Source organism: Brevibacillus borstelensis (assembly GCF_037834415.1).
GTDB lineage: Bacteria > Bacillota > Bacilli > Brevibacillales > Brevibacillaceae > Brevibacillus > Brevibacillus borstelensis_A.
On the sequence record NZ_JAUMSJ010000051.1, the window covers coordinates 1 to 20652 of the forward strand.

At 52.1% G+C, this 20652-nt stretch carries 15 protein-coding genes and 1 pseudogene; 5 read left to right on the top strand and 11 right to left on the bottom strand.

What is annotated here, in order from left to right; all coding sequences use genetic code 11:
- Nucleotides 1-274: 274 nt before the first annotated feature.
- Nucleotides 275-1639 (bottom strand): glycoside hydrolase family 10 protein, encoded by a 1365-nt coding sequence (locus tag Q3F21_RS25025; RefSeq protein ID WP_340258967.1) that lies wholly within the window; start codon nucleotides 1637-1639, stop codon nucleotides 275-277.
- Between the two features lie 314 nt (nucleotides 1640-1953).
- Between Q3F21_RS25025 and Q3F21_RS25030 the strand changes: the two genes are divergently transcribed.
- A complete protein-coding gene (locus Q3F21_RS25030; RefSeq protein ID WP_340258969.1) occupies nucleotides 1954-3102 on the top strand; it encodes a hypothetical protein in 1149 nt (382 codons plus the stop codon).
- A gap of 23 nt (nucleotides 3103-3125) precedes the next feature.
- On the opposite strand, the gene Q3F21_RS25035 is transcribed toward Q3F21_RS25030, so the two are convergent.
- On the bottom strand, nucleotides 3126-3746 hold the full coding sequence (locus Q3F21_RS25035; RefSeq protein WP_340258972.1) for a GNAT family N-acetyltransferase: 621 nt from the start codon (nucleotides 3744-3746) through the stop codon (nucleotides 3126-3128).
- A 229-nt stretch (nucleotides 3747-3975) separates the two neighbouring features.
- On the opposite strand from Q3F21_RS25035, the pseudogene Q3F21_RS25040 reads away from it, so the two are divergent.
- Nucleotides 3976-4265, top strand: a pseudogene (locus Q3F21_RS25040) (sulfatase-like hydrolase/transferase); the annotation flags it as partial.
- A 464-nt stretch (nucleotides 4266-4729) separates the two neighbouring features.
- On the top strand, nucleotides 4730-6247 hold the full coding sequence (locus Q3F21_RS25045) for a class I adenylate-forming enzyme family protein (protein ID WP_340258974.1): 1518 nt from the start codon (nucleotides 4730-4732) through the stop codon (nucleotides 6245-6247).
- Nucleotides 6248-6323: 76 nt separating this feature from the next.
- On the opposite strand, the gene Q3F21_RS25050 is transcribed toward Q3F21_RS25045, so the two are convergent.
- The 8 genes from Q3F21_RS25050 to Q3F21_RS25085 all read right to left on the bottom strand — a co-directional run bounded on the left by Q3F21_RS25050 (nucleotide 6324) and on the right by Q3F21_RS25085 (nucleotide 16372).
- Entirely contained in the window at nucleotides 6324-8354 is a 2031-nt protein-coding gene (locus Q3F21_RS25050) for a PAS domain S-box protein (RefSeq protein ID WP_340258976.1), read from the bottom strand.
- The gene (locus tag Q3F21_RS25055) at nucleotides 8296-9105 is read right to left on the bottom strand and encodes a CheR family methyltransferase (protein ID WP_340258978.1); all 810 of its coding nucleotides are present in this window, start codon (nucleotides 9103-9105) and stop codon (nucleotides 8296-8298) included. The genes Q3F21_RS25050 and Q3F21_RS25055 overlap by 59 nt, the downstream gene beginning before the upstream one ends.
- 54 nt (nucleotides 9106-9159) lie before the next feature.
- Nucleotides 9160-11856: an ATP-binding protein gene (locus Q3F21_RS25060; protein ID WP_340258980.1), complete on the bottom strand. Its 2697-nt coding sequence runs from the start codon at nucleotides 11854-11856 to the stop codon at nucleotides 9160-9162.
- Nucleotides 11857-12039: 183 nt separating this feature from the next.
- Nucleotides 12040-12249 carry a hypothetical protein gene (locus Q3F21_RS25065; protein ID WP_340258982.1) on the bottom strand — a complete coding sequence of 70 codons (210 nt, stop codon included), beginning with the start codon at nucleotides 12247-12249 and terminating at the stop codon, nucleotides 12040-12042.
- Between the two features lie 112 nt (nucleotides 12250-12361).
- Nucleotides 12362-13108: an amino acid ABC transporter ATP-binding protein gene (locus Q3F21_RS25070; protein WP_340258984.1), complete on the bottom strand. Its 747-nt coding sequence runs from the start codon at nucleotides 13106-13108 to the stop codon at nucleotides 12362-12364.
- Between the two features lie 14 nt (nucleotides 13109-13122).
- Nucleotides 13123-13782 carry an ABC transporter permease subunit gene (locus Q3F21_RS25075; protein ID WP_340258986.1) on the bottom strand — a complete coding sequence of 220 codons (660 nt, stop codon included), beginning with the start codon at nucleotides 13780-13782 and terminating at the stop codon, nucleotides 13123-13125.
- 123 nt (nucleotides 13783-13905) lie between these two features.
- Nucleotides 13906-14685, bottom strand: coding sequence for an amino acid ABC transporter substrate-binding protein (locus Q3F21_RS25080; RefSeq protein ID WP_340258988.1), 780 nt, complete (start codon nucleotides 14683-14685; stop codon nucleotides 13906-13908).
- A 397-nt stretch (nucleotides 14686-15082) separates the two neighbouring features.
- Complete coding sequence (locus tag Q3F21_RS25085) at nucleotides 15083-16372, bottom strand: MDR family MFS transporter (protein ID WP_340258990.1); 1290 nt, start codon at nucleotides 16370-16372, stop codon at nucleotides 15083-15085.
- A gap of 126 nt (nucleotides 16373-16498) precedes the next feature.
- Here Q3F21_RS25085 and Q3F21_RS25090 point away from each other — a divergent pair, with 126 nt between their 5' ends.
- Together Q3F21_RS25090 and Q3F21_RS25095 are read left to right on the top strand one after the other, a co-directional pair.
- On the top strand, nucleotides 16499-18271 hold the full coding sequence (locus Q3F21_RS25090; RefSeq protein ID WP_340258992.1) for an ABC transporter substrate-binding protein: 1773 nt from the start codon (nucleotides 16499-16501) through the stop codon (nucleotides 18269-18271).
- Nucleotides 18272-18394: 123 nt separating this feature from the next.
- Entirely contained in the window at nucleotides 18395-19723 is a 1329-nt protein-coding gene (locus Q3F21_RS25095; protein ID WP_340258994.1) for a Spo0E family sporulation regulatory protein-aspartic acid phosphatase, read from the top strand.
- Nucleotides 19724-19792: 69 nt separating this feature from the next.
- On the opposite strand, the gene speD is transcribed toward Q3F21_RS25095, so the two are convergent.
- Nucleotides 19793-20611, bottom strand: coding sequence for an adenosylmethionine decarboxylase (gene speD / locus Q3F21_RS25100; RefSeq protein ID WP_340258996.1), 819 nt, complete (start codon nucleotides 20609-20611; stop codon nucleotides 19793-19795).
- Between the last annotated feature and the right edge of the window lie 41 nt (nucleotides 20612-20652).

A 20652-nucleotide genomic window follows, 5' to 3' on the forward strand; every position in this document is an offset into this window, starting at 1 on the left:
CCATCACCTATGGTTAATTATACCACAAATTGTTAGGTGTATCAGATTTATCTAACAAAAATGTTCAAACAACGTTATTTTGTTTGCTCTTAGCACCCCCGTACAGGGGATGCAGAGCAAAGTGCCTTATATCCCCATAGCTAAAGCAAGGGGTTTTACGGCACGATTGATAAAAAAATGCTTCTTGGCTCAGCGTTTCGTTTCGCCGGTTTCGACCAAGAAGCATACTTTTGTTTGGCTGTCGTTGATTACGACGGCATCCGAGCCCGCATCGTCATTGGTTCTCTGCCGAATAGTATTGCTTCAGGCTGGAGCGAATTCCGGCGGTGTCCTTCAACAGCGTTTTGGCACTGAAGAAAATGCTGCCCTGCACCTGCGGGAAGGACTTGTTGAACTGGAGCTGCTGGATGATGGCGCTGCTCGACGCCCAATCCGTCGCGTTGGTGCCGACCTTGTACGCGCCTTGTCCGATGTAGAGCTTGACCGGCGTCCCGTTCGTCTCCAAGGACCACCATTGCACCAGCTTGTCGTAGGCCGCCGGTTTGTAGCCGATGCTCCAATAGAGCTGCGGAGCTACATAATCAAGCCAGCCGCTGCGAATCCACGTCCGCACGTCGGCATACAGGTTGTCGTAGGAGCTTTGGCCGTTCGTATCCGAGCCGGTCGGATCGTCTTTCGCGTTGCGCCAGATGCCAAACGGACTGATTCCGAACTCTACCTGCGGCTTTACGCTTTTGATCGACGTATACAGATCTCTGACGAAGGCGTTGACATTATCGCGGCGCCAATCGCCTTTGGTGGCAAAGCGCCCCTGGTTGTAGGCGGAAAAAGCGGCGTCGTCCTTGAAGTCTTCTTTTCCGTACGGATAGAAATAGTCGTCCAGATGAACGCCGTCAATATTATAGTTGTTCACGACCTCCATAATGGTGTCGACGATATGCTGCCTAACCTCTGGCATGCCCGGGTTGTAAATGAGCAAGTTGTTGTGAGCGACGACCCAGTTCGGATGAAGCTTGGCCGGATGCTGCGGCGCCAGGGTTTCCTTTGCTGCTGTCGTGCTGGCGCGAAACGGATTGAACCAGGCGTGGAACTTCATGCCCCGCTTATGCGTCTCTTCGATCATGAATGCGAGCGGATCGTAGCCGGGGTCTTTCCCCTGCGTGCCGGTCAGCCACTTGGACCACGGAACGAGCTTGGACGGGTAAATCGCGTCCGATTCCGGTCTGACCTGGACGATAATGGCGTTCATTCCGGTCGCTTTCAGCTCGTCCAGCATGCGGATGTACTCCGCTTTTTGCTGCTCCACAGGAAGGCCTGCTTTTGACGGCCAATCGATGTTGAACACCGTGCTTACCCATGCCGCACGCATTTCTTGCTGCTGACCTGCTGTGTTGATTGGTGCCGTGTTTGTTCCGTTCGCCGGAGCGTCAGAACCCGCGTTGATCGCAGGGGTCGGAGCAACTACAGAACCATTGCTCACGATGTCAGGCGGCGCTGTCGTCAGACCCAGCTGTACGCTGCCTGCTGCAGAAGCGACGGCGGACGCGCTGGACGCCGTTTGCGCCTGGGCTGCTGCGACGACCGGCGTAAGGCCTAACAGCAGTACGAACAAACCCATGAGAAAGCCTTGTTTCTTCAATTTCGAATCCTCCTAACAGCCAAAAAAGTTCCCCGATATGTACTATACGAGCTTGTCAGTTTTCTCTATCAATACTAGTAGACGCAGCAAGGAAGATTTTGTTGCTTGAAATTGTCCAAAAAAGTGTAGAGAAATCGCGAAATCGGTCAAAATGGAACCAAACATGCTACTTATTTCCCAATTTTCATCAGATTCAGGAAAAAATTGATGATTTTCGCTGAAGCGAGCCCGTATACTTCATGGTAACGCGAACTGTTCACGCGCATCGTCACTGCCGATTTTTACTCGCAAGTCGTCACAAAGAGGTGATTTCCTTGATCGAAATGCAGCGAAAAACAAACCGCCTGTTTACCAATGAACTTCCGAACTGGGCGCTCATCGCACATAAGGTGATGATTTCCCTTTTCTTTCTGATTGCCGCCGCCTGTGCTGTGTTCGGCCTGGCTGCCGCTATTTCCGGGGACAACCTGTTTGCCTTTCTGTTCATTGCCGGCATCGGCGGGCTGTTTTTCTGGCTCGGGCGCTTTTCCTACAAAAATTTGCTTCAATATACAGAGCTGCGGCTGATCGTGGAGTTGCGGCAGGACGGGTACTTTACGTCTTTTTTCAATAAAAAAACAAACGAGGCGCAAACCGTGTTTCTCCCGTTTGCCGGAATGGAGTACGTTTTGCTGGGCATGGACTATCAGCGTTCGGTTAAAGCGACTACCTACGCAAACGGCCCCGGCGGCAAAATTGTTTTCTACCGCGTCGTCAAAGTCATGATGAGCGGCATCAGTTCAGACGGGAAGCACGAGGTGGTCAGCTTTACCTTGGGCGATCAGCCTACGGTTGATGAATGGGTGAATGTGTTTCAAGCCAATCAGGTCCCCGTCCTTTTTACGGATAAAGCATTGAGCGCTGTCCCTTATGCCAAAGAAGGGATCGACGCGATACCGAAAGCGCCGTATCAGGGCACCCTCCCGTTTCGGGTCGGATCGGAAGCAGATCAGCTCGACAACTTTTTCCTGACAGAAGAGCAGCAGAAACAACAGGAGGAGAAAAAGAAAAAAAACCGCAAGAGAATGCGCGGCCTTCTCATCGGCTTGGGGATTTTGCAAATTTTGATGGTCCGTTTTTGGTTCGTCGATTGGCGTGTTGACGACTTTGTCTTCAGCGATGATGCGGACGACAGCCTGGCTTGGTTTTTCACTTTGGTCATCCTGCTCGTGATCAGGTTCTTTTCACAGTCGGGCCGATGGTTTGATCCGTTGGCCGAGGTGCTGCTTCTCCTTGTCTGTTTGACCATTGGCCTGCTCTGGGCTCTCGTCAGCGTGTCGGTACCGAAAGGATTTACGTTCGCCGTTTACTCGCATTGGTTCATGATCTGCATTGTGTACTCGCCGTTTGCCATTGCGACGATGGTTCGCCAGTTCATGCGGGAGAGAAAAGAAAAAAAGAGTCAGCAGCAGCAAACCGCTTGATGTTGAGCGGATAACAGATTTGCCTATTTCGGACGTGTGCCTCTTCCGGCACACGTTGCGGCGCTGCATGGCGGCGGTCGGAACACGATTGCCGGGACGGGATTCTTGCAACGCTGCAGAATACCCGCGTGATCCAAATACAGCCGGTAGCTTTTCACCAAGGTCGGGCCGCTCTGGATATCCTTTTCCGGAACGCGCTCAAATCCAAGGCGTTCATACAGTTTGATGGCAGACGCCATGATGTCTGTCGTATGCAAATGCAAAGCGGATGCACCGAGCTCGCGCGAAAGCCTGACGCTCTCCTTGATCAGCCCGGTGGCGACCCCTTTTCCTCTCGCCTTGGGCAATACCGACAAATAGCGGACAATCGGAGTGTGGATATCAAGCTCCGGCATTCCATAGGCGGCTTCGGCCGACACATACAATTGCACGGCGCCGACAATCTCTCCGGCGCATTCGGCAATGATCCGCGCGAGCGGTCGGTCATCCATGGCCGACTCGCGTAGCTCTTCCCGATACTCCGCCCATCTTCCTTCAGGCAAAAGATGCTCATACTCCTCATACGCTTCCACCAACAGCTTTTGGATCGCTTCCCGATCTTCGGGAGCAGCCATGCGAACACGAATTTGACTTGTGACACCCATCTTACGCGCCCACCCTTCTTTTGTTGGAAAAACGAAACAAGGCCCTATGAATAAAAAGACTCCGATTGAAAGCCGTGCAGTTTTAAACAAACAATTCCTATCCTTTATATAGGAATTATGTTTGTAACTATACATCCACCTTTTTTCGGCGTCAATGCGCATTCTAATAGAGTTTTTCCATCGTAAAATAGAAAGAATTTATTTACTTGCCAAGGCGAGGAGTGATTCCATGCTAAACGGCTCTTCCCCTGTCCGGACCAGCCCCAACTTTCTCATCTTTATCGTCGATGAGGAACGCTTCCCCCCTGTTTACGAAAGTCCAGAGGTACAAAAATGGCGGGCGGAGCATTTACTCGCCCAGGAGTTTTTACGCTCCACTGGCGTAGAATGCAAGCGCTATTACGTCGGTTCTACGGCATGCTGCCCGAGCAGAGCGACTCTCTTTACGGGACAGTATCCCTCTCTCCACGGCGTACCCAGACATCCGGAGCGGCAAAATCGGCGTTTGACAGCGACATGTCCACAGAATGAATGAACCCCTTTATTTCATGTCGGACGACGATGTTACGCAAGGCCAGCATCAGGTGGGGCCCGCCGGGATTCCGTACCATTCCGTCATCCAGCCTAACCACGTAGAGACCGTCATCGCCACCCTGCAGACAAACGGCCGAATGGAGCTGTGGGGCTCGCTGCACAGCGGAAGGAAAGCGAATCACTCCTGCCGGCAACTCCTTTTTCCATCGTGCATGATTTCCCCTGCACAGAGGAAAATAATTGCTAAGGCATATGATCAAGCACCTACGGGCTCTCGCGAACGCCCGTCAAGGGTCTTTCACCTCGGCAATTGACGCCTGAGCGAGCAATACCGGGTCCAGCCGGTTCAAAAGCTTGGCGCCGCAAACAAACAGGAATTCCATAAAATGTTAATCGCATAGGAATAAACAGAGATTGTCACACCATTTTAGCTTTCAGGAGGTTTCGTAATGGCGGGCTTGCACGTTTATTTACGCGATCGGGCCGAGCGGACGCCTGATGCGGAGGCAGTCGTTTCCGGCGACAAGCGGTTTACCTATCAAACATTTTTTGAGCGTGTGAACCAGCTTTCACTGTACCTGCAGACGATCGGGGTACAAAAAGGAGACCGCGTTGGAATCCTGTGTAAAAACAGCCACCCTTTCCCGACAATCCTGTTCGCCGTATTGCAGGCGGGCGCCGTTGCCATGCCGATCAATTGGCGCCTCACTGCCTACGAGATGGAAGGGATCATTCAGACGGGAGCTCCCAGGGTGTTGTTTTACGACGAGGACTTTGCCCATTCCCTGTCTCGTGTGAAAGACTTGGTCGAACACCCGATAGCCGTCGAGGCCGACGGAGAGCTGACAGAGGCGTTCGCCTCCATTTTTGCAGCTCCTCTCCCTTCCCTGCCGCCGGCGGCTGCCGTCACGGACGAAGATCTCGCCTTGATCCTGTTCACTTCGGGAACGACCGGGGTTTCCAAGGGCTGCATGATCTCTCACGGGTGCTACGACGCATACCTGCGCTGCATCGATCCCGATCTGCGTTCCGGCTTTCGCTTTTTGGCGGTTCATCCGCTGTTTCACATGAGCAGCACATCCATGATCCTGTTCAACGTTTACTTGGGGAATACGATGGTGTTTCTCGATGACGACGCCCCGGTTTCCATATTGAAAACAATCAAGCGCGAAAAGATCAACTCGATGTTTGCCTTCCCCGCTGTTTACACCTACCTGCTGGAGGAGATCAGGCAAAACAAGCGGGACCTTTCTTCGCTTGTTCACGTAGCGTCGGGAGGCACCCGCGTCCCCGCTTCGCTGATCCGCAGCTACGCCGAGCTGGGCATCCCTATGGGGCAAGGCTACGGGAGCACGGAAGCCTCCTTCGTCAGTCACTGGAACCTTCAGATGGGGCTGGATACGGCAGAGTCCGTGGGCAAGCTCTTTCCCGGCGTCCAGGTAAAAGTCGTCCATCCGGATTCAGGAGAAGAGCTTTCGCCGGGGCAAACCGGTGAACTGCTTGTCAAAAGTCCTTATATTTTCAAGGGCTATCTCAACAATCCCGAGGCTACGAAGAAGGTATTGGTCGACGGCTGGGTACGCATGGGGGATGCCGGCAGGCTCGATGAGAATGGATTTTTGTACATTTCCGGACGGTACAAAGAGATGATTCTCTACGGAGGAGACAATGTATATCCGGCCGAAATCGAGGAAGTGATTCACCGGATCGACGGCGTGATGGAAGTGGCCGTCATTGGCGTCCCGCATGAGACGATGGGCGAGGCGCCGCGGGCGTACGTTATCAAGAACGAAAATAGTCCGCTGACGGAGGCGGACATCGTTCGCGCTTGCGAGGAAAAACTGGCGGCGTACAAAATTCCGGAGGTCGTGTTTGTCGCCGAACTTCCGAAAAACGGCTTGGGCAAAGTGATGAAACATGTGCTAAAGGAGCAAGCTCTGTCCCACCTGCCGGTCCGCCCCACCTGATGAAAAACCGTCCCTTTGTCCAGGGACGGTTTTCACCTGCGGGAGGCGGACGAAAGGAAGACTGGAACAGTCCCGGTCATCCTTCAGCCTCGTTTTCACGTATTTCCGGTATCGGAAAGTACACAAAGAACGTGCTGCCCGCCGCGCTTGTCTCTACATCGATTCGCGCCCTATGCCGGTTGGCGATGCTGTAGCAGACAGCCAACCCCAGTCCGGTGCCTTCCGCCTTGGTGGTAAAGAACGGGGTCCAGATTTTGTCGAGCAAATCTTCCCGAATTCCCGGCCCTTGATCCGCTACCTCCAAAACGACTTCTCCGCCCTTGACGTACGTTTTGACGGTCAAGGTTCCGCCGCGCTCCATCGCTTCCAGTCCGTTCAGCGCCAGATTGAGGAAAAGCTGACGGATTTCCTTGCCGTCCAGATAGAGCTCGGGACAATCCTCCAGTTTCGTGTACATGTTCTTTCCGCTTAGGGCCGCTTCTGCCTGAACGAGCGGCAGCAGCGGCTCAATCGTATGGAACAGGTGCTGCCTTTTCAAATCGCTTGTCTTGTTTTTGGCGAGAGTCAGAAATTCGGTAATGATCGTATTCGCTCGATCCAGCTCGGTGATCATGATATCCACGTATTGCAGAGACCGCTGCTCCTGATTGCCTTTTTCCAGCTGCAAAAAGCCGCGGACCGTCGTCATCGGATTGCGGATTTCGTGGGCGATCCCGGCTGCCATCTCGCCGATCAGATGCAAGCGATCCAGGCGAGCAATCTCTTTCTCCAAATACACTCTCTCGGTAATATCGGTAACCACGCTCAGTATGCATCGCTCGCCCTGAATTTTGATCGTCTCCGTAGACAGCAGGCCTTCCCGGATGTCGCCCGTTTTCGTCACATACGTAATTTTTTCATTTCGGATCGCGTCTTCCAGATCGATAGCCCGCTCCTGTCTGCACGTGTCCTTGGTCAGAACAAGGCGGTCTTGAGAGAAGTTCTTTACTTCCTGATAATCGTAGCCTGTGTAAGCAAGCCAGCTTTTGTTGACATCGATGTACCTGCGATCTTCGCATGACCGGATCGCGATCAGACAGGGACTCGACTGAAAAATCTTTTGAAACAGCTCCTGCGAGAGCACCAGCTCCTGTGTCCGTTCGCTCACCAGCATCTCCAGGTGCTGGTAGTGCTGTTTCCGCTCAATCTCCAATTGCTTTCTCTCCGTAATATCCCGGATCGAGCACACGTAGACGTGCCTCTGCTGGATGGTCGCCTTTCTGATCTGCACATCGACCGGAAAGACGCTTTCATCCTTTCTGCCCGCGACTGTCTCCACGATTTTGTCCACCGGGATCTCATCGGCCCTGCCAAGCGAAGACAGCAGCATGCCGATCGGCTTCCCGACGACCTCCTCGACCCGATAGCCAAACATGCTTTCGATAATCGGGTTGGCAGATAAAACCACCCTCTCCTGGTCAAAGGTAAGGATGGTATCTGCGGACGTTTCCACGATGGTCCTGGAGAGCGCTTCGCTTTTTTGCAGCTCCAGCATGGTGTGCATGTGGTTTCGGTTCGCTTCCTGCAGTTCCAGCGTGCGGATGCGGAGCATTTCCCGCTGGTACTCGATCTGCTTCTGCTTCCGGTACAGCTGGATAAATCCTTCTACCTTCATACGCAGGGTGTCCGGATGAAACGGTTTGAAAATGTAGTCGATCGCTCCGGCTTCATATCCCTGTACGACATGCTCGGTCGCCTTGCTGATCGCCGTGATGAACAAAATGGGAATATGCCTCGACAGCTCCCGCTGCTTGATCAGCTTCGCTGTCTCGAAGCCGTTGATTCCCGGCATCTGAACATCGAGGAGAATGCAGGCAAAGTCCTCCTTCAGAACCCAGCGAAGGGCCTCTTCTCCCGACTGAACGGAGACGAGGCGATACTGGGGAGAATCGAGCACTGCCTCAAGCGACAGCAAGTTCTCCCTCCGGTCATCCACGAGCAGGATGTTTACCTTGTTTTCCGCTTCCCCCGCTCCCTCACTTTGCGTGACAAGCATGCTTGCCAAAGGGTCATGGCAGTTTGCGATAAAGCTTTTCGGTTCTGTCAACTTCCTCGTAGCAGCTCGCATGGGTTGTAAACACAACTCCTTCCTTATCCCCAAGACCGAGAAAACCATTGGCGCAAAGACTTTCGTACAATAACCTGTGAACGTGGTTCTGCAGGGCTTCATTGAAATAGATCATGACATTCCGGCAAATAATGACGTGAAATTCATTGAAGGAACGGTCTGTGACGAGATTATGCTGGGCAAATACCATGTTGTCCGACAAAAACGGCTTAAACTGGACGGAACCGTTGATCACGTTGTAATACTCGGAGAAGGCTCTCTTCCCCCCGGCCCGCATGTAGTTTTTCGTGTACTGCTGCATTTTTTGCAACGGAAAAACGCCTTTTTTCGCTTTTTGCAGCACCTGCTCATTGATGTCGGTCCCATAGAGCCTGGTTTTGGACAACAGTCCTTCCTCATGCAGCAGAATCGCCATCGAGAAAACCTCTTGCCCTGTGGAGCAGCCCGCATGCCATATCCGAATAAAGGGAAGCTTCTGCAGCTCAGGCACAGCATGCTGCCGAAACGCCAGAAAAAACAGCGGATCGCGAAACATCTCGGTGACGTTAATGGAAAAGTCCGAAAACAGCTTTTCCATCACCTTTGGGTTATGCAGCACCTTTTCCTGCAGGGCTGAGATCGTGGGGAGCTGTTCGATGCGGATCCGGTGCCGGACGCGGCGCCGGATCGATGAGTAGTTATAATTTCGGAAATCGTATCCATACTGACGGTAAATTCCTTCCAGCAGCAGGTTAATCTCGATCTTCTCCAATTCATCGAGCTCTTCCGGTTTTCGCTCAGGGTGACTGTCGCCAAGAATGGATACTCACTCCTTTCCCCTTTGACTGTACAGCCAGACCCGCATGAGCGAGATCAGCTGTTCCATTTCGACCGGCTTGCTGATGTAGTCGGAGGCCCCGGCTTCGATGCATCTCTCCCTGTCGTGCTTCATCGCCTTGGCTGTCAGCGCGATGATCGGGAGCTTTTCCATGGAAGGCATCCTGCGGATTGCTTCGATGGCTTCATAGCCGTCCATCTCCGGCATCATGATATCCATCAGCACGATCTCGACGTCGGGATTCTCCTCCAGGGCCTGGATGCCTTCCCTTCCATTTTCCGCATAGATGACCGTCATATTGCGCTCTTCCAGAGCGGCGGTCAACGCAAATATATTTCGCATGTCATCGTCGACCACCAGTACCTTCTTCCCGATCAGCCCTTCGCTGTCCACGATGACGGGCGGTTGATCCTCAGCCGCAGACAAGCCTGCTGCAACCGGCGACAAGGAGTAGGGATCAGAGCCGATGCTGTAGTCCTCTTCAATCGGCAAATACAAGGTAAACGTACTTCCGACTCCCTCGACGCTTTCCACCTGGATAAAGCCGCCCAACAGCTTCGCCATTTCCCGGCTGATGGAAAGCCCCAATCCCGTTCCCCCGTACTTGCGGCTGGTAGTCCCGTCCGCTTGTTGGAACGCCTCGAAAATGATTTCCTGCTTCTCCGCCGGTATCCCGATTCCTGTGTCCTGCACGGCGATCGAGACGTACGGAGCGTGGTCGATTTCCTCCCGGGATACCTTGAGCCGAATCCCGCCCTGAGACGTAAATTTAAACGCATTCGACAGCAGATTGGTGATAATCTGCCGCAGCCGCTGCTCATCCGCCCAAATTTTGTCCGGCACGTCGTCTGCGATTTCCACGGAAAATCCCAACCCTTTTTGAATCGCGAGCGGGCGAAAGCCGCGTTCGGCAAAAATGCCGATGGACTTGATCGAAACCTCGCTCCTGTTGATCTCCATTTTGCCTGATTCGACCTTGGTCAGGTCCAAAATTTCGTTGATCAGGGAAAGCAGGTTTTTCCCTGAAGTCAAAATGGTGGTGGCATATTCCACTTGCTTCTCCGTCAGATTCTTCTCTTTGTTCTCTGACAGGATTTGCGACAGGATCAGCAAGCTGTTTAACGGCGTGCGAAGCTCATGAGACATGTTGGCGAGGAATTCCGATTTGTACTGGGATGCCTTCTGTACCTGCTCGGCTTGCTTTTCGAGCTCTTCCTTCACCTTTTCCAGCTCTTTGGCCTTCAACTCGGAGTTTTTGTACTGCTCCTCCAGCTTCTCGTTGATGCTGCGTAGCTCTTCCTGCTGCAGCTGCAGCTCCTCGGACTGGCTTTGCAGTTCCTCTGTCAATGTCTGCGATTCCTTCAGCAGCTTGCGCACCTGCATGTGGACGAAAATGCTGTTGATGGCCGTTCCCATGGTGGCGGCGACTTCCTCCAGCAAATTTTTTTGCAGCTCCGTTAACGGGAGAAACGAGGCAAGCTCCAGCACGGCCAGCACTTGTCCTTCATGCGAGATCGGCAACAGGATCAGAGAGGTAGGCGGCGAGCTGCCCAGCCCGGAAGAGATCTTCACGTACTGCTCCGGCAGCCTGGACAGCTGGATGATTTTGTTCTCCACTGCGCACTGCCCTACCAAGCCCTCGCCTTCCTCGATCGCGAGCACCCCGATTTCCTGCGATTCTCCAGCATAGGTGCCTGCCTTCAAAAACCGCGTACCGCCGGAATTCCCTTCCCTGACGTAAAAGACGCCGTAGCTCGCCCCAACCAAAGGGGTAATTTTACGGATTAGCAGCTCCGCCAGCTTGTTGATGTCCTGCACCCCTTGATAAGTCGATGTGATCTCGGCGAGCTGGGTCTTCAGCCAGCTGTGCTCCTGCATGGCCAGCGTGAACTCTTTCTCCTGCTCGGCATGCTCCTCCAGCGTCTGGGCCATTTCATTAAAAGCTCTGGCTATGTCTCCGATCTCATCCCGACTTGTGATCGGAATGCGCGGGAACTTGTCCGTCGACCTGTACCCGACTGTCGAAATAATCGAAGTAATGCCCGTCAAGTTTTTGCTGATCCCCCGGATGACCCAGGCCGTTACGGCGCTCCCCACCAAAAGCCCGAAGATCATCAGGTACAAGGACAGCGTTTTGACGAACCCGTACTGCTCCATGGATCGGTCGTAAGCGTCGTCCAAAAGCGATTCCTGCAAGGCCTTGACGTTGTCGATCATGTAGAATAACTCATCCTTCTGATCTTTCATCTGCGCATTGATCAGGTTGATCGCTTCAGTCTTTTGCCCAGCCTCCGCCAGTTCGCTGATCCTTCTGGACATTTGCGTGTAGATTTGGTATTCGGAAGCAATATTGCCGAGCAGCACTTTGGTGCGGTCATGGTCCGTTTTTTGCGTCAGGACGGCCAGAGCGGCAGAAGCCTTGCTGATCGATTCTTCCAGAGACCTCTTGTCCTTGTTGATGCCCTGGGGCGTTTCATCCAGGACGATCCCGGCCACCAGTCTGCTCATGTTGTTGACGTGATTTTGCATGCTGTTGGCCGCTTTCAGCTTCATGTACCTGTCATCGACAATCTCGTTGATGTTTTTGGTCAAGTGCGTCAGCGCATTGGAAATCGTGCCGAGGAGCACCAGCATGAGCACCAGCAGGATGCCAAAGCCAATCAGCAGCTTCGTTTTATATTTCATGGAAGATTCCTCTTTCGGTTCAAATGTGTAAAGGTTTTGACAATTTTCTATTCTTCTCTATCACATTAGTGAATCCTTCCAGCACTTGCAATTCTTCTCGGTTTTTTGTTTCGCTCCCCGGAATAGCAAATAAAAAAAGCCAGCTGGTTATGTCCAACTGGCCTTGTCAATCGCTATGCTGTTTTACACGCCCATTTTTCTGCGCTGATTGCTGATCTTCTTTGTCTGCTGGCTCTTCATCATCTGATTGCCCGCCGCTTGATGCTTCTGCTGGGCTTTCGCTCCCTGCTGAGATTGCTTCTTCTGTTCCAGCATGCGCTTAGCGGCTTCGGCCAGACTTACTTTTTTCGCTTCTTCCCCTGCTCCGGCAACGCTCGATTTGTTTTGCTCCATCTACTTTTCACCTCATGGTTCTTGTGCCATTATATGTCTGGATTTTACCATCTCCGAGTGAAAAGTTCCAGCTGTATTGCTGCGATTTGGAGCGGATTTTTCAATGCCCCCGCTACTTCAGGGAACGGTGCAGAAACGCTTTTGTCCGCTCGTGCTTGGCGTCGTGGAAGAGCTGATCCGGCGAGCCTGATTCGACGATCTCGCCATTGTCCATAAAGACGATTTTGTCCGCCACCTCTCTGGCAAAGCCCATTTCGTGCGTGACCACGACCATCGTCATATGTTCTTCGGCCAGCTGCTTGATCACCTGCAGCACCTCGCCTGTCAGCTCCGGGTCCAGTGCAGAGGTAGGCTCGTCAAACAGCATGATCGCCGGGTTCATCATCAGCGCCCGGGCGATCGCCACCCGCTGCTTCTGGCCGCCTGAGAGCCTGGCCGGATATGCCTCCTTCTTGTCGGTCAAGCCTACCTTTTGCAGCAGCTCGTCCCTTTTCTGCCGAATTTCCCCTGCCGACGCCCCCCTGACGAGTCTGGGTGCCAGCTCAAGGTTCTCCTGCACCGTGAGATGGGGAAAGAGATGGAAGTGCTGAAACACCATTCCCATTTTCGATGTGATGCGCTTGATCCCTTGCGAATTTGCATAGACGCCGTCCTTTACGAGGTAATCGCCCTCCACAGCGATGCTGCCGCCACTCACCTGCTCCAGATGCACAAGGCTTCTGAGCATAGTGCTTTTGCCCGAGCCCGACGGACCGATCACCGCGACGACCTCGCCTTTGCCGACCTTAAAGGTGACATCCTTTAGCACATCCAGCGTACCAAAAGATTTTTTCAAATTGGTTACTTCGATGATTCCCATTCGTCTCCAGTCCCTTACTCAAATTTGAACCGTCGCTCCAGCGCTTTGAAAAACAGCGTCAATACGAAAGCCATGAGCAAATAAATGATGCCGGCTATGAAAAAGGGAGCAATCGTAAAATCACGGTTGACTGCGGTCTGCGCGAAATACAGCAGCTCAGGGACAGCCACGGCGTACAGAAGCGCCGTATCCTTGACGAGCGTGATCGACTCGTTGGCGATCGCCGGCAGTGCGACGCGAATCATCTGCGGAACGATAACTTTCGTGGTCGTTTGCCATCTGTTCAAGCCGAGCACCTGGGCAGCCTCGTACTGCCCCTTGTCAATCGCCAGCAGTCCTCCTCTGAAAATCTCGGCAAAATAGGCCGCATAGTTGAGGATAAAGCCGAGACAGGCCGCGATGAAGCGATCCATGACGAGGTAGTCGCCGATGACGGGAATGATCGGCAGCCCAAAGCAGATAAACAGAAGCTGCAAAAGCAGCGGCGTTCCTCTCACCACGTATATATAGGTGTGGGCAAACCAGGCAAGCGGCTTGCTCTTGCTGTTTGCCATCAGCGTAAGCACAAAGCCTAGCGGCAAAGAAGCGATGATGGCGATAAAAAACAGCAGAACCGTCATCTGCGCCCCTTCCAGCATGGGACCCGTAATTCTGAGCAAATAATTCATATCCATACTTGATTGGCTCCTTACGACACGCAGCTCACTCTCGGTCGCTTTCCAAAAATGAGACTGCGCGAAATCTTCCGATCGTACAAAAGGCAAAACCGGATTTGAAAAACAATCCGGTTTTCTCTATTACTTTAAAACCTTGTCCTCGCCAAACCACTTCTCGGAAATCTTTGCCGCCGTGCCGTCCTGGTTCATCGCGTCGAGCGCTTTTTGAAGCTGCTCCAGCAGCTGTTCGTTTCCTTTTTTCACGCCGATTCCGTACTCTTCAGGCGCAAGGCTTTCATCCAACAGCTTGAAGGTGTCTTTTTCCTTGGACATGTAATACCGTGCCACTACCTCGTCGATCACGACCGCATCGATGCGGCCGATTTTCAAATCGCTCAGCGCCAGTACATTGTCTTTAAACTCTGTGACGCTTTTCACCTTGTCTTTCAACACGCTGGCATTCAGTGCGTTAGCTGCGGAAGACTGGGCCTGCAGACCGAGCACTTTTCCGGTCAGATCGTCCAGCTTGCTGATATTCGAATTCGCCAGAACCGCCACCACTTGCGAATTTTTCAGGTACGGCTTGGTAAACAGTACCTTCTGCTCTCTCTCGTCGGTAATTGTATATCCATTCCAGATCAAATCAATGCGTCCGCTGTGGAGCTCGGATTCCTTTGCATTCCAGTCGATCGGCTGAAAGGTCGCCTTGTAACCCATCTTTTCGGCTGCCGACCGCGCATAATCGATATCAAAGCCGACGATTTCGTTATTCTCATCGCGGAATCCCATCGGCGCGAATTTATCGTCAATCCCGATCACCAATGTTTTGTCGTCTCCATTGGCGGAATTGGCGCCGGAACATCCGGTAATCAGCGAGAGGATGATCCCGCATACCATCCACAGTGCGCCTATTTTCTTCATCTTGTATACCCTCCTGAATGATAAACCATGTTTAATGGTTATAAATATTTTTAAGTACTTCACGTACTAGAGTGTATACTTTATTACGGTAAATTGCTAATTCGATAATATACTAAAATATCTTTTTTTCGTCAGTTTCATTCCATCATTCTCGTGATTGCTTCCGTTTTCGTTTGTTTTCGCCTAAACACGGAAGTCCGACAAAGGAAAAACTCCTCTATCATGCTGTGGCAACTTGCGAAGCGTGCAGCATGAGCCGGGCAACCTTTAACCGGCATTTGCGAACCGCCGTCTCCAATTTTGCCGAAGTCTTGTGGAACCTGTGACGCTGGCCGGTTGAATCAATACGAAAAAAGACGCAGCCACCCCATCGGATAATTGCGTCTTTTTTGTCTGTCTACGCCTCCAGAGAGACCTGCCCCCGATGGGTGCGGCTGCTCTTCTCCCGGCCGTAACGGATCAGGACGAACCGGGTCAGGAGAAGACCTGCCATTCCCATCAGGAAATACAGCGCCGCCATTGCGCCCGAAGGAAGCACCGCCCCCACGCTGATGCCCAGCGCCCCAAACGCTTTGGCTCCCTGAATGACCAGCCCGTTGACGGCCATGTAGGAGCTTCTGGCTTCCGCCTTTACAATCTCTGCCAAATAGGTTTGTCTGACTGGCACGTACATCAGTTCCCCGACCGTGGCGACCAGCACTGCCGCGGCGATCAGCCACAGCGTATTGCTGCAGCCGATGATGCTGTAGCCGACCGTGTACAAGAAAAAGCCGGCGTAGAGAACTCGCTTGTCGTCGAACCTTTTGATCAGCTTCGTCACATACATGGCCAAGCTGATCACGGTTACCGTATTGAGAAGTTGAATCATGCTCAACACCTTGATACCTGTTATTTCCAGGGAAAACCCGCCCGGAAAATAAAATTGCTGCGCGACAAATTCCTGCTGCAGCCGCACGCCGACGTAATTGGCGGTCTGCAACTCCAGCGACAACAGGAGCAGTCCCCCCAGGCTGTAGAGCACAAAGAGCTTGTCCTTCATGACCAGGCTGTAATTATTCGCCATCCCCCGCAGAATGCCCGTCCCCTTTTTCTGCGAATCATGCTTCGGATCGGGACGATAGGTCTCCTCGATAAAAAAAGCCGTCAGCGCCAATGTCAACAGACCGACCAAGGTCAGGCTGAAAAACAGCTCGAATCGATGCGTGGCAAACAGCAATCCGCCAAACATCGCCCCGATCGCGATCGACAGATTCACCGACCAGTAGTTGATGCTGTACATCAAGCCGCGATTTTCCGCCGTGCTGACGTCAATGAGCATGGCATCCGCTGCCGGATTGATCATTCCGTTGCAAGCGCCCTGCACAAGCATCATGGCAAAGGTCAGCCAAGCGGACTCGACAAGCGGCGAATTGGCGAGCGTCATCGTGGCGAACGCGAACAATTGAACAGCTTGGGCGTACACCATCACTTTTTTCCTGCCCCAACGATCGGCAAAATACCCGCCGTAAAAGCTGGTCACAATCTGTGCGGCGACGTTCGCCAGCATCAGTACGCCAGCCAGCCCCTGTCCCAGCTTTTCCGAAAAATAAATCGCCATGAATGGGAAAATCATCGTTCCTACAGCCCTGGTCAAAAACGAAGTGAGAATGCGGATTCGAATAGCGGGATGAAGTTGTAGAAAGCCCAAAGCTGTTCACCTCCGGAGTGTGACTGTTTTGTTTTGTATGATTCATTCTAGCTGGGAAAAGGAGAAGAAAAAGGGTAAGATTGAAAACAAAACTTCACCTTTTCACGGAGATCGAGGGGAACAGCCTTGCACTACAAGGAACATTTCATTCGTATTTTGCTGTCGCTTCAGGCCACGTCGGAAAAAGGGCTTGTCCTCCCTGTTACCGTAGAAGCCTTGGCGAAGGCGCTTTACTGCACCCCGCGCAACGTCAAGCTGATCTTGCGCAGACTGGCGGCAGAAGGGCTCATCGAATGGCGGGCGGGGGTAGGCCGGGGAAACGTTTCACGGCTGACGATCCTTCGCACGCTGAATGAGACAGTCGAGGAATACTTTCACGAATTGCTGGCGAAAGGACGCATGAAGGACGCTGTCGATTTCATTTCGCAAAAAGACCTGCCTGTGCTGCTTCGAGACAAGCTGCGCGGCTTGCTGGAAACAAAGCTCGGTTTTCAGGTGGAGCAGACCGAATCCTCCCGGCTGGACGTGCTGCGGGTGACACGGCATCGAAAGCTGGCCTCACTGGACCCGGCTTTCGTCTTTTCCGCATCCGAAGCCTATTTTCTGGAGCAGCTGTGCTCGACGCTGGTCGCCTTTGACCCGGAGACAAAGCGCTTCCTGCCGTCCTTGGCCCATGCATGGGAGAGCAATCGGGAATGGACTGTGTGGACGTTCTATCTGCGCAAAGGGGTGCGGTTTCACCATGGGCGAACGATGACTTCCAGAGATGTGCTCCACACGCTGCAGCGGATTTGGGAGGTGCGCTCTCCCTCCCGCTGGCAGTATGAAGATATCGAACGGGCAGAGCCGGTTAGCGACTATGCCGTCACCTTTCACCTTCGCCGGCCCAACCGTTTTTTTCTGCACTTTTTCAGCTCCGTGACAATGTCTGTCCTACCATGGGACGTCGAGTTTTCCGAGCGGGCTATCGTCGGTACGGGACCGTTCCGGATGGCCTCCTGCACGGATCAGGTGCTCGTTCTGGAAGCCTTTGACGACTACTTCCGGGAGAGAGCATGGTTGGATCGGGTAGAGCTGTGGCTGATTCCGGATATCGGTTCGAGCGAGCGCCAATACCAGCTCCCTGCGCTGGAGGAAGTCAGCACCCAAGAGGAACACACAGGCAATCAGCTCGCCTACCAAGAGTTTGGCTGCCGCTTTCTGATCTTCAATTTTCGCCGCCCCGGCATCCAACACCATCCGTCCTTCCGCAAGGCGATGCGGCTTCTGTTTGACCGGCGGCTTTTGCTGAATCAGCGGAAAGGCTCATGTGCGGCACCGGCTGACAGCTTCTTGCCGGAAAAAAGCAAACGGGCTCGTTACCCGGAAACTTCCCTGGCAGATGCCAAAGCGCTGCTAGATGAAAGCGGATATGCAGGCGAAACGATGCGGCTATACTTTTGCGACAAAAAGGAAGAAAGCGAGAATGCGAGCTGGCTGCAGCAGCGTTGTGAAGCGATCGGCCTGCGGCTTTCGCTCCACAGCTTTGACCTCCACGAAACCTTGACTAGACGGCTGGAGGATGAAGCGGACATGATAATCGCGGCCGAGGTGCTGGAGAAGGATGTGGAATGGGGCTTGCTGCGTCTGTTTAGGGATGAAGGCACCTTTTTGCACCGGTTTTTCCATTCTGAGCAGCACGAGCGGCTGGAACGGCATTTGCGGGACTTCGTCCGTCTCCCGGAGGAAGCCGAACGTGCACAGGTGATCGATCAAATTGAACAGCTGATCCGGGAGGAGAATTGGCTCTTGTACGGCTTTCATATGCAGAAAAAGGCGCGTTATCACCCTGCGCTGAAGGGATTGTCCATTGAGTCGTTTGGCTGGGTTGACTTTTCGAAATTGTGGATCAAGCGGTAGAGGGATTGGAGATTGGAATAGGACATTTTCAATTTCAAAAAATTTACAAACTATGGGTAATGTGCATTGTTTAACAATAAATGGAGTTCGGGAATTTCGAGATATTATTGGAAGGTGAGAATCATGGGGGGCAGTGCGGACGAACTTCACAATATGACCATCGGCGATATCATCAAGAGATACCGGGAGCGAGAAAATTTGACAATCACCCAGCTTACCAATATATCCGGCGTACACAAAGACGTAATTTCAAAGATAGAATTCGGAGACATGAAATGCCCTGAACTCGGAACGATCAAACCTATCGCAAATGTGCTGGGAATCTCCTTTCTGGAAATAGTCGAGCATTACATCGAAGCCGAGCAGCGGGTCGACACGCTGCGCGAGCTTTTGCAGGAAGCCATTCATTTTTCCAACCAGACATTGACTTTAAAAGTGGCTCTAAAGCTCCTCGAATCGCCTCTCGAAGAAACGTATACAGCTATAGAGCAGCTGTACGACCTCGCGGATACGCTTACCGATACTGAGTCGAAGTTAGTGCTGTTCAAATTGATTGTAAAGTTCGCAAGAGAACAAAACATCCCGCAATTTATCGCGAAAGGTTTGCTACAGGCCTATTTGATCGAGCGACTTGATTTGAAGCGCATGGAAGAATCTTTTAAGGATGGAGAAGAGATATTATACTACATTGATTTTCTTTCCAAGGATCAAAAAATTATTTTTTACTTCAGAATGGCGCTTCAAGCCTTTGCAATCCAAAAATACGAGCACTGTATCGAATTGTGCCAATCGGGACTCGCACTGGAAACAGCAGATACGGAGCTCAAAGCCAGAGCTTATTTGGCTATGATCAACTGCTATTACTTCCTGGATCGGTTTGATGAAGCAGAAAAACACCTCGATGTATTCGGAAGGTTTACGTATGACTTTGTTAGCGACTCTACCAAGATCAACCGCGCCGCTATCAAGGTTGCAAAGAAACAGTACGACGATGCGATCCCGATGTTGAATACGTACCTGCGGGAGCTTGGGCAAGAAAACAGAATCCACGTGGTGAACGAACTGCTGGACATTTATTTAGAGACCGGGAACATGGATAAAATCACCGAGTTAATCGAAAAAGAAGAGGAGCTATTGCCGAAAAGGGCGGGGACACCCTATAAGCATCTTTCGATCGGAATGTATTACCAAAGAAAGGGCTACTATCAAGTAAGAACCGGACAGATTGACGAAGGAATGGAAAGCTACATCAACAGCTTAAAAGCGTTTGAAAAGATTCACGCACTGAAGGAGATCATGAAATGCCAGATCATTGAGGACTTGAAGAAACAGCTGCATCATTTGGTCAAAAACAAGGGTTTTCAGGATGAAACCGTTGTTGAACTGAGTCAGCAACTGGACAAGTACATTGTGCTTGCTCAACGCAATATGCAAAAGTACCGCGGCTGCTGAAACTCCCAACCTGCTCCATTGCCGGATCGAAAACAGGTTGGGAGTTTTTACATCATTCCTCTCATTAACTTATGTTCCATTCATCGCGATGTTTTTTCCGTAAAAGATTTCGTCCATCTCAATGGTCAATCGATCGGTTATTTCCTGCTGTTCCCGCTCGCTAAGCTTCTCTTTTGTCCGTCCGAACAGATAGTTGTTCAGGTCAAAGTTTTTCAGCTTGCACTTGGTATGAAAGATATTCTCCTGGTAGACATTGACGTCGATCATATGGTACTGGCTTTTGACTTCATCCGGTATGTAGTTTTGGATCGAGCTGATCTCGTGGTCAATAAACAGCTTGTGGCCGCAAATGTCTCTGGTAAAGCCTCTGACCCGGTAATCAATCGTCATAATGTCCGTATCAAACGAATGGATCAAGTAATTGAGCGCCTTCAACGGCGATATTTCTCCGCAGGTAGATACGTCGATATCGGCGCGAAACGTGCTGATCCCCTCATCTGGGTGGTACTCCGGGTACGTATGAACGGTAATATGGCTCTTGTCCAACGCCATGACTACGGATTCAGGGAGGGGGCCGGGGGATTCCTCGAATGACTCGTCCGGGACTTCGACGACAGGCCCTTCCGATACGAGCAAGGTCACGCTGGCCCCTTGGGGAACGTAATCCTGTTTTGCAATATTCAGTACGTGCGCCCCGATGATCTCCGCGACATGTTTCAAGATCGCCGTCAGCCTGTCGGCATTGTACTGTTCATCGATATAGGCCAGGTACGCTTCGCGCTCTTCTTTTGTTTCTGTATAGCAAATATCGTACATGTTGAAGCTCAAAGACTTGGTGAGATTATTGAAGCCATGCAAAGTGACGCGCTGCTCTGGTGTCAGGTTCATGCTTTTGCTCCTTTGACTGATCTGATGGCTGCAGATGAATT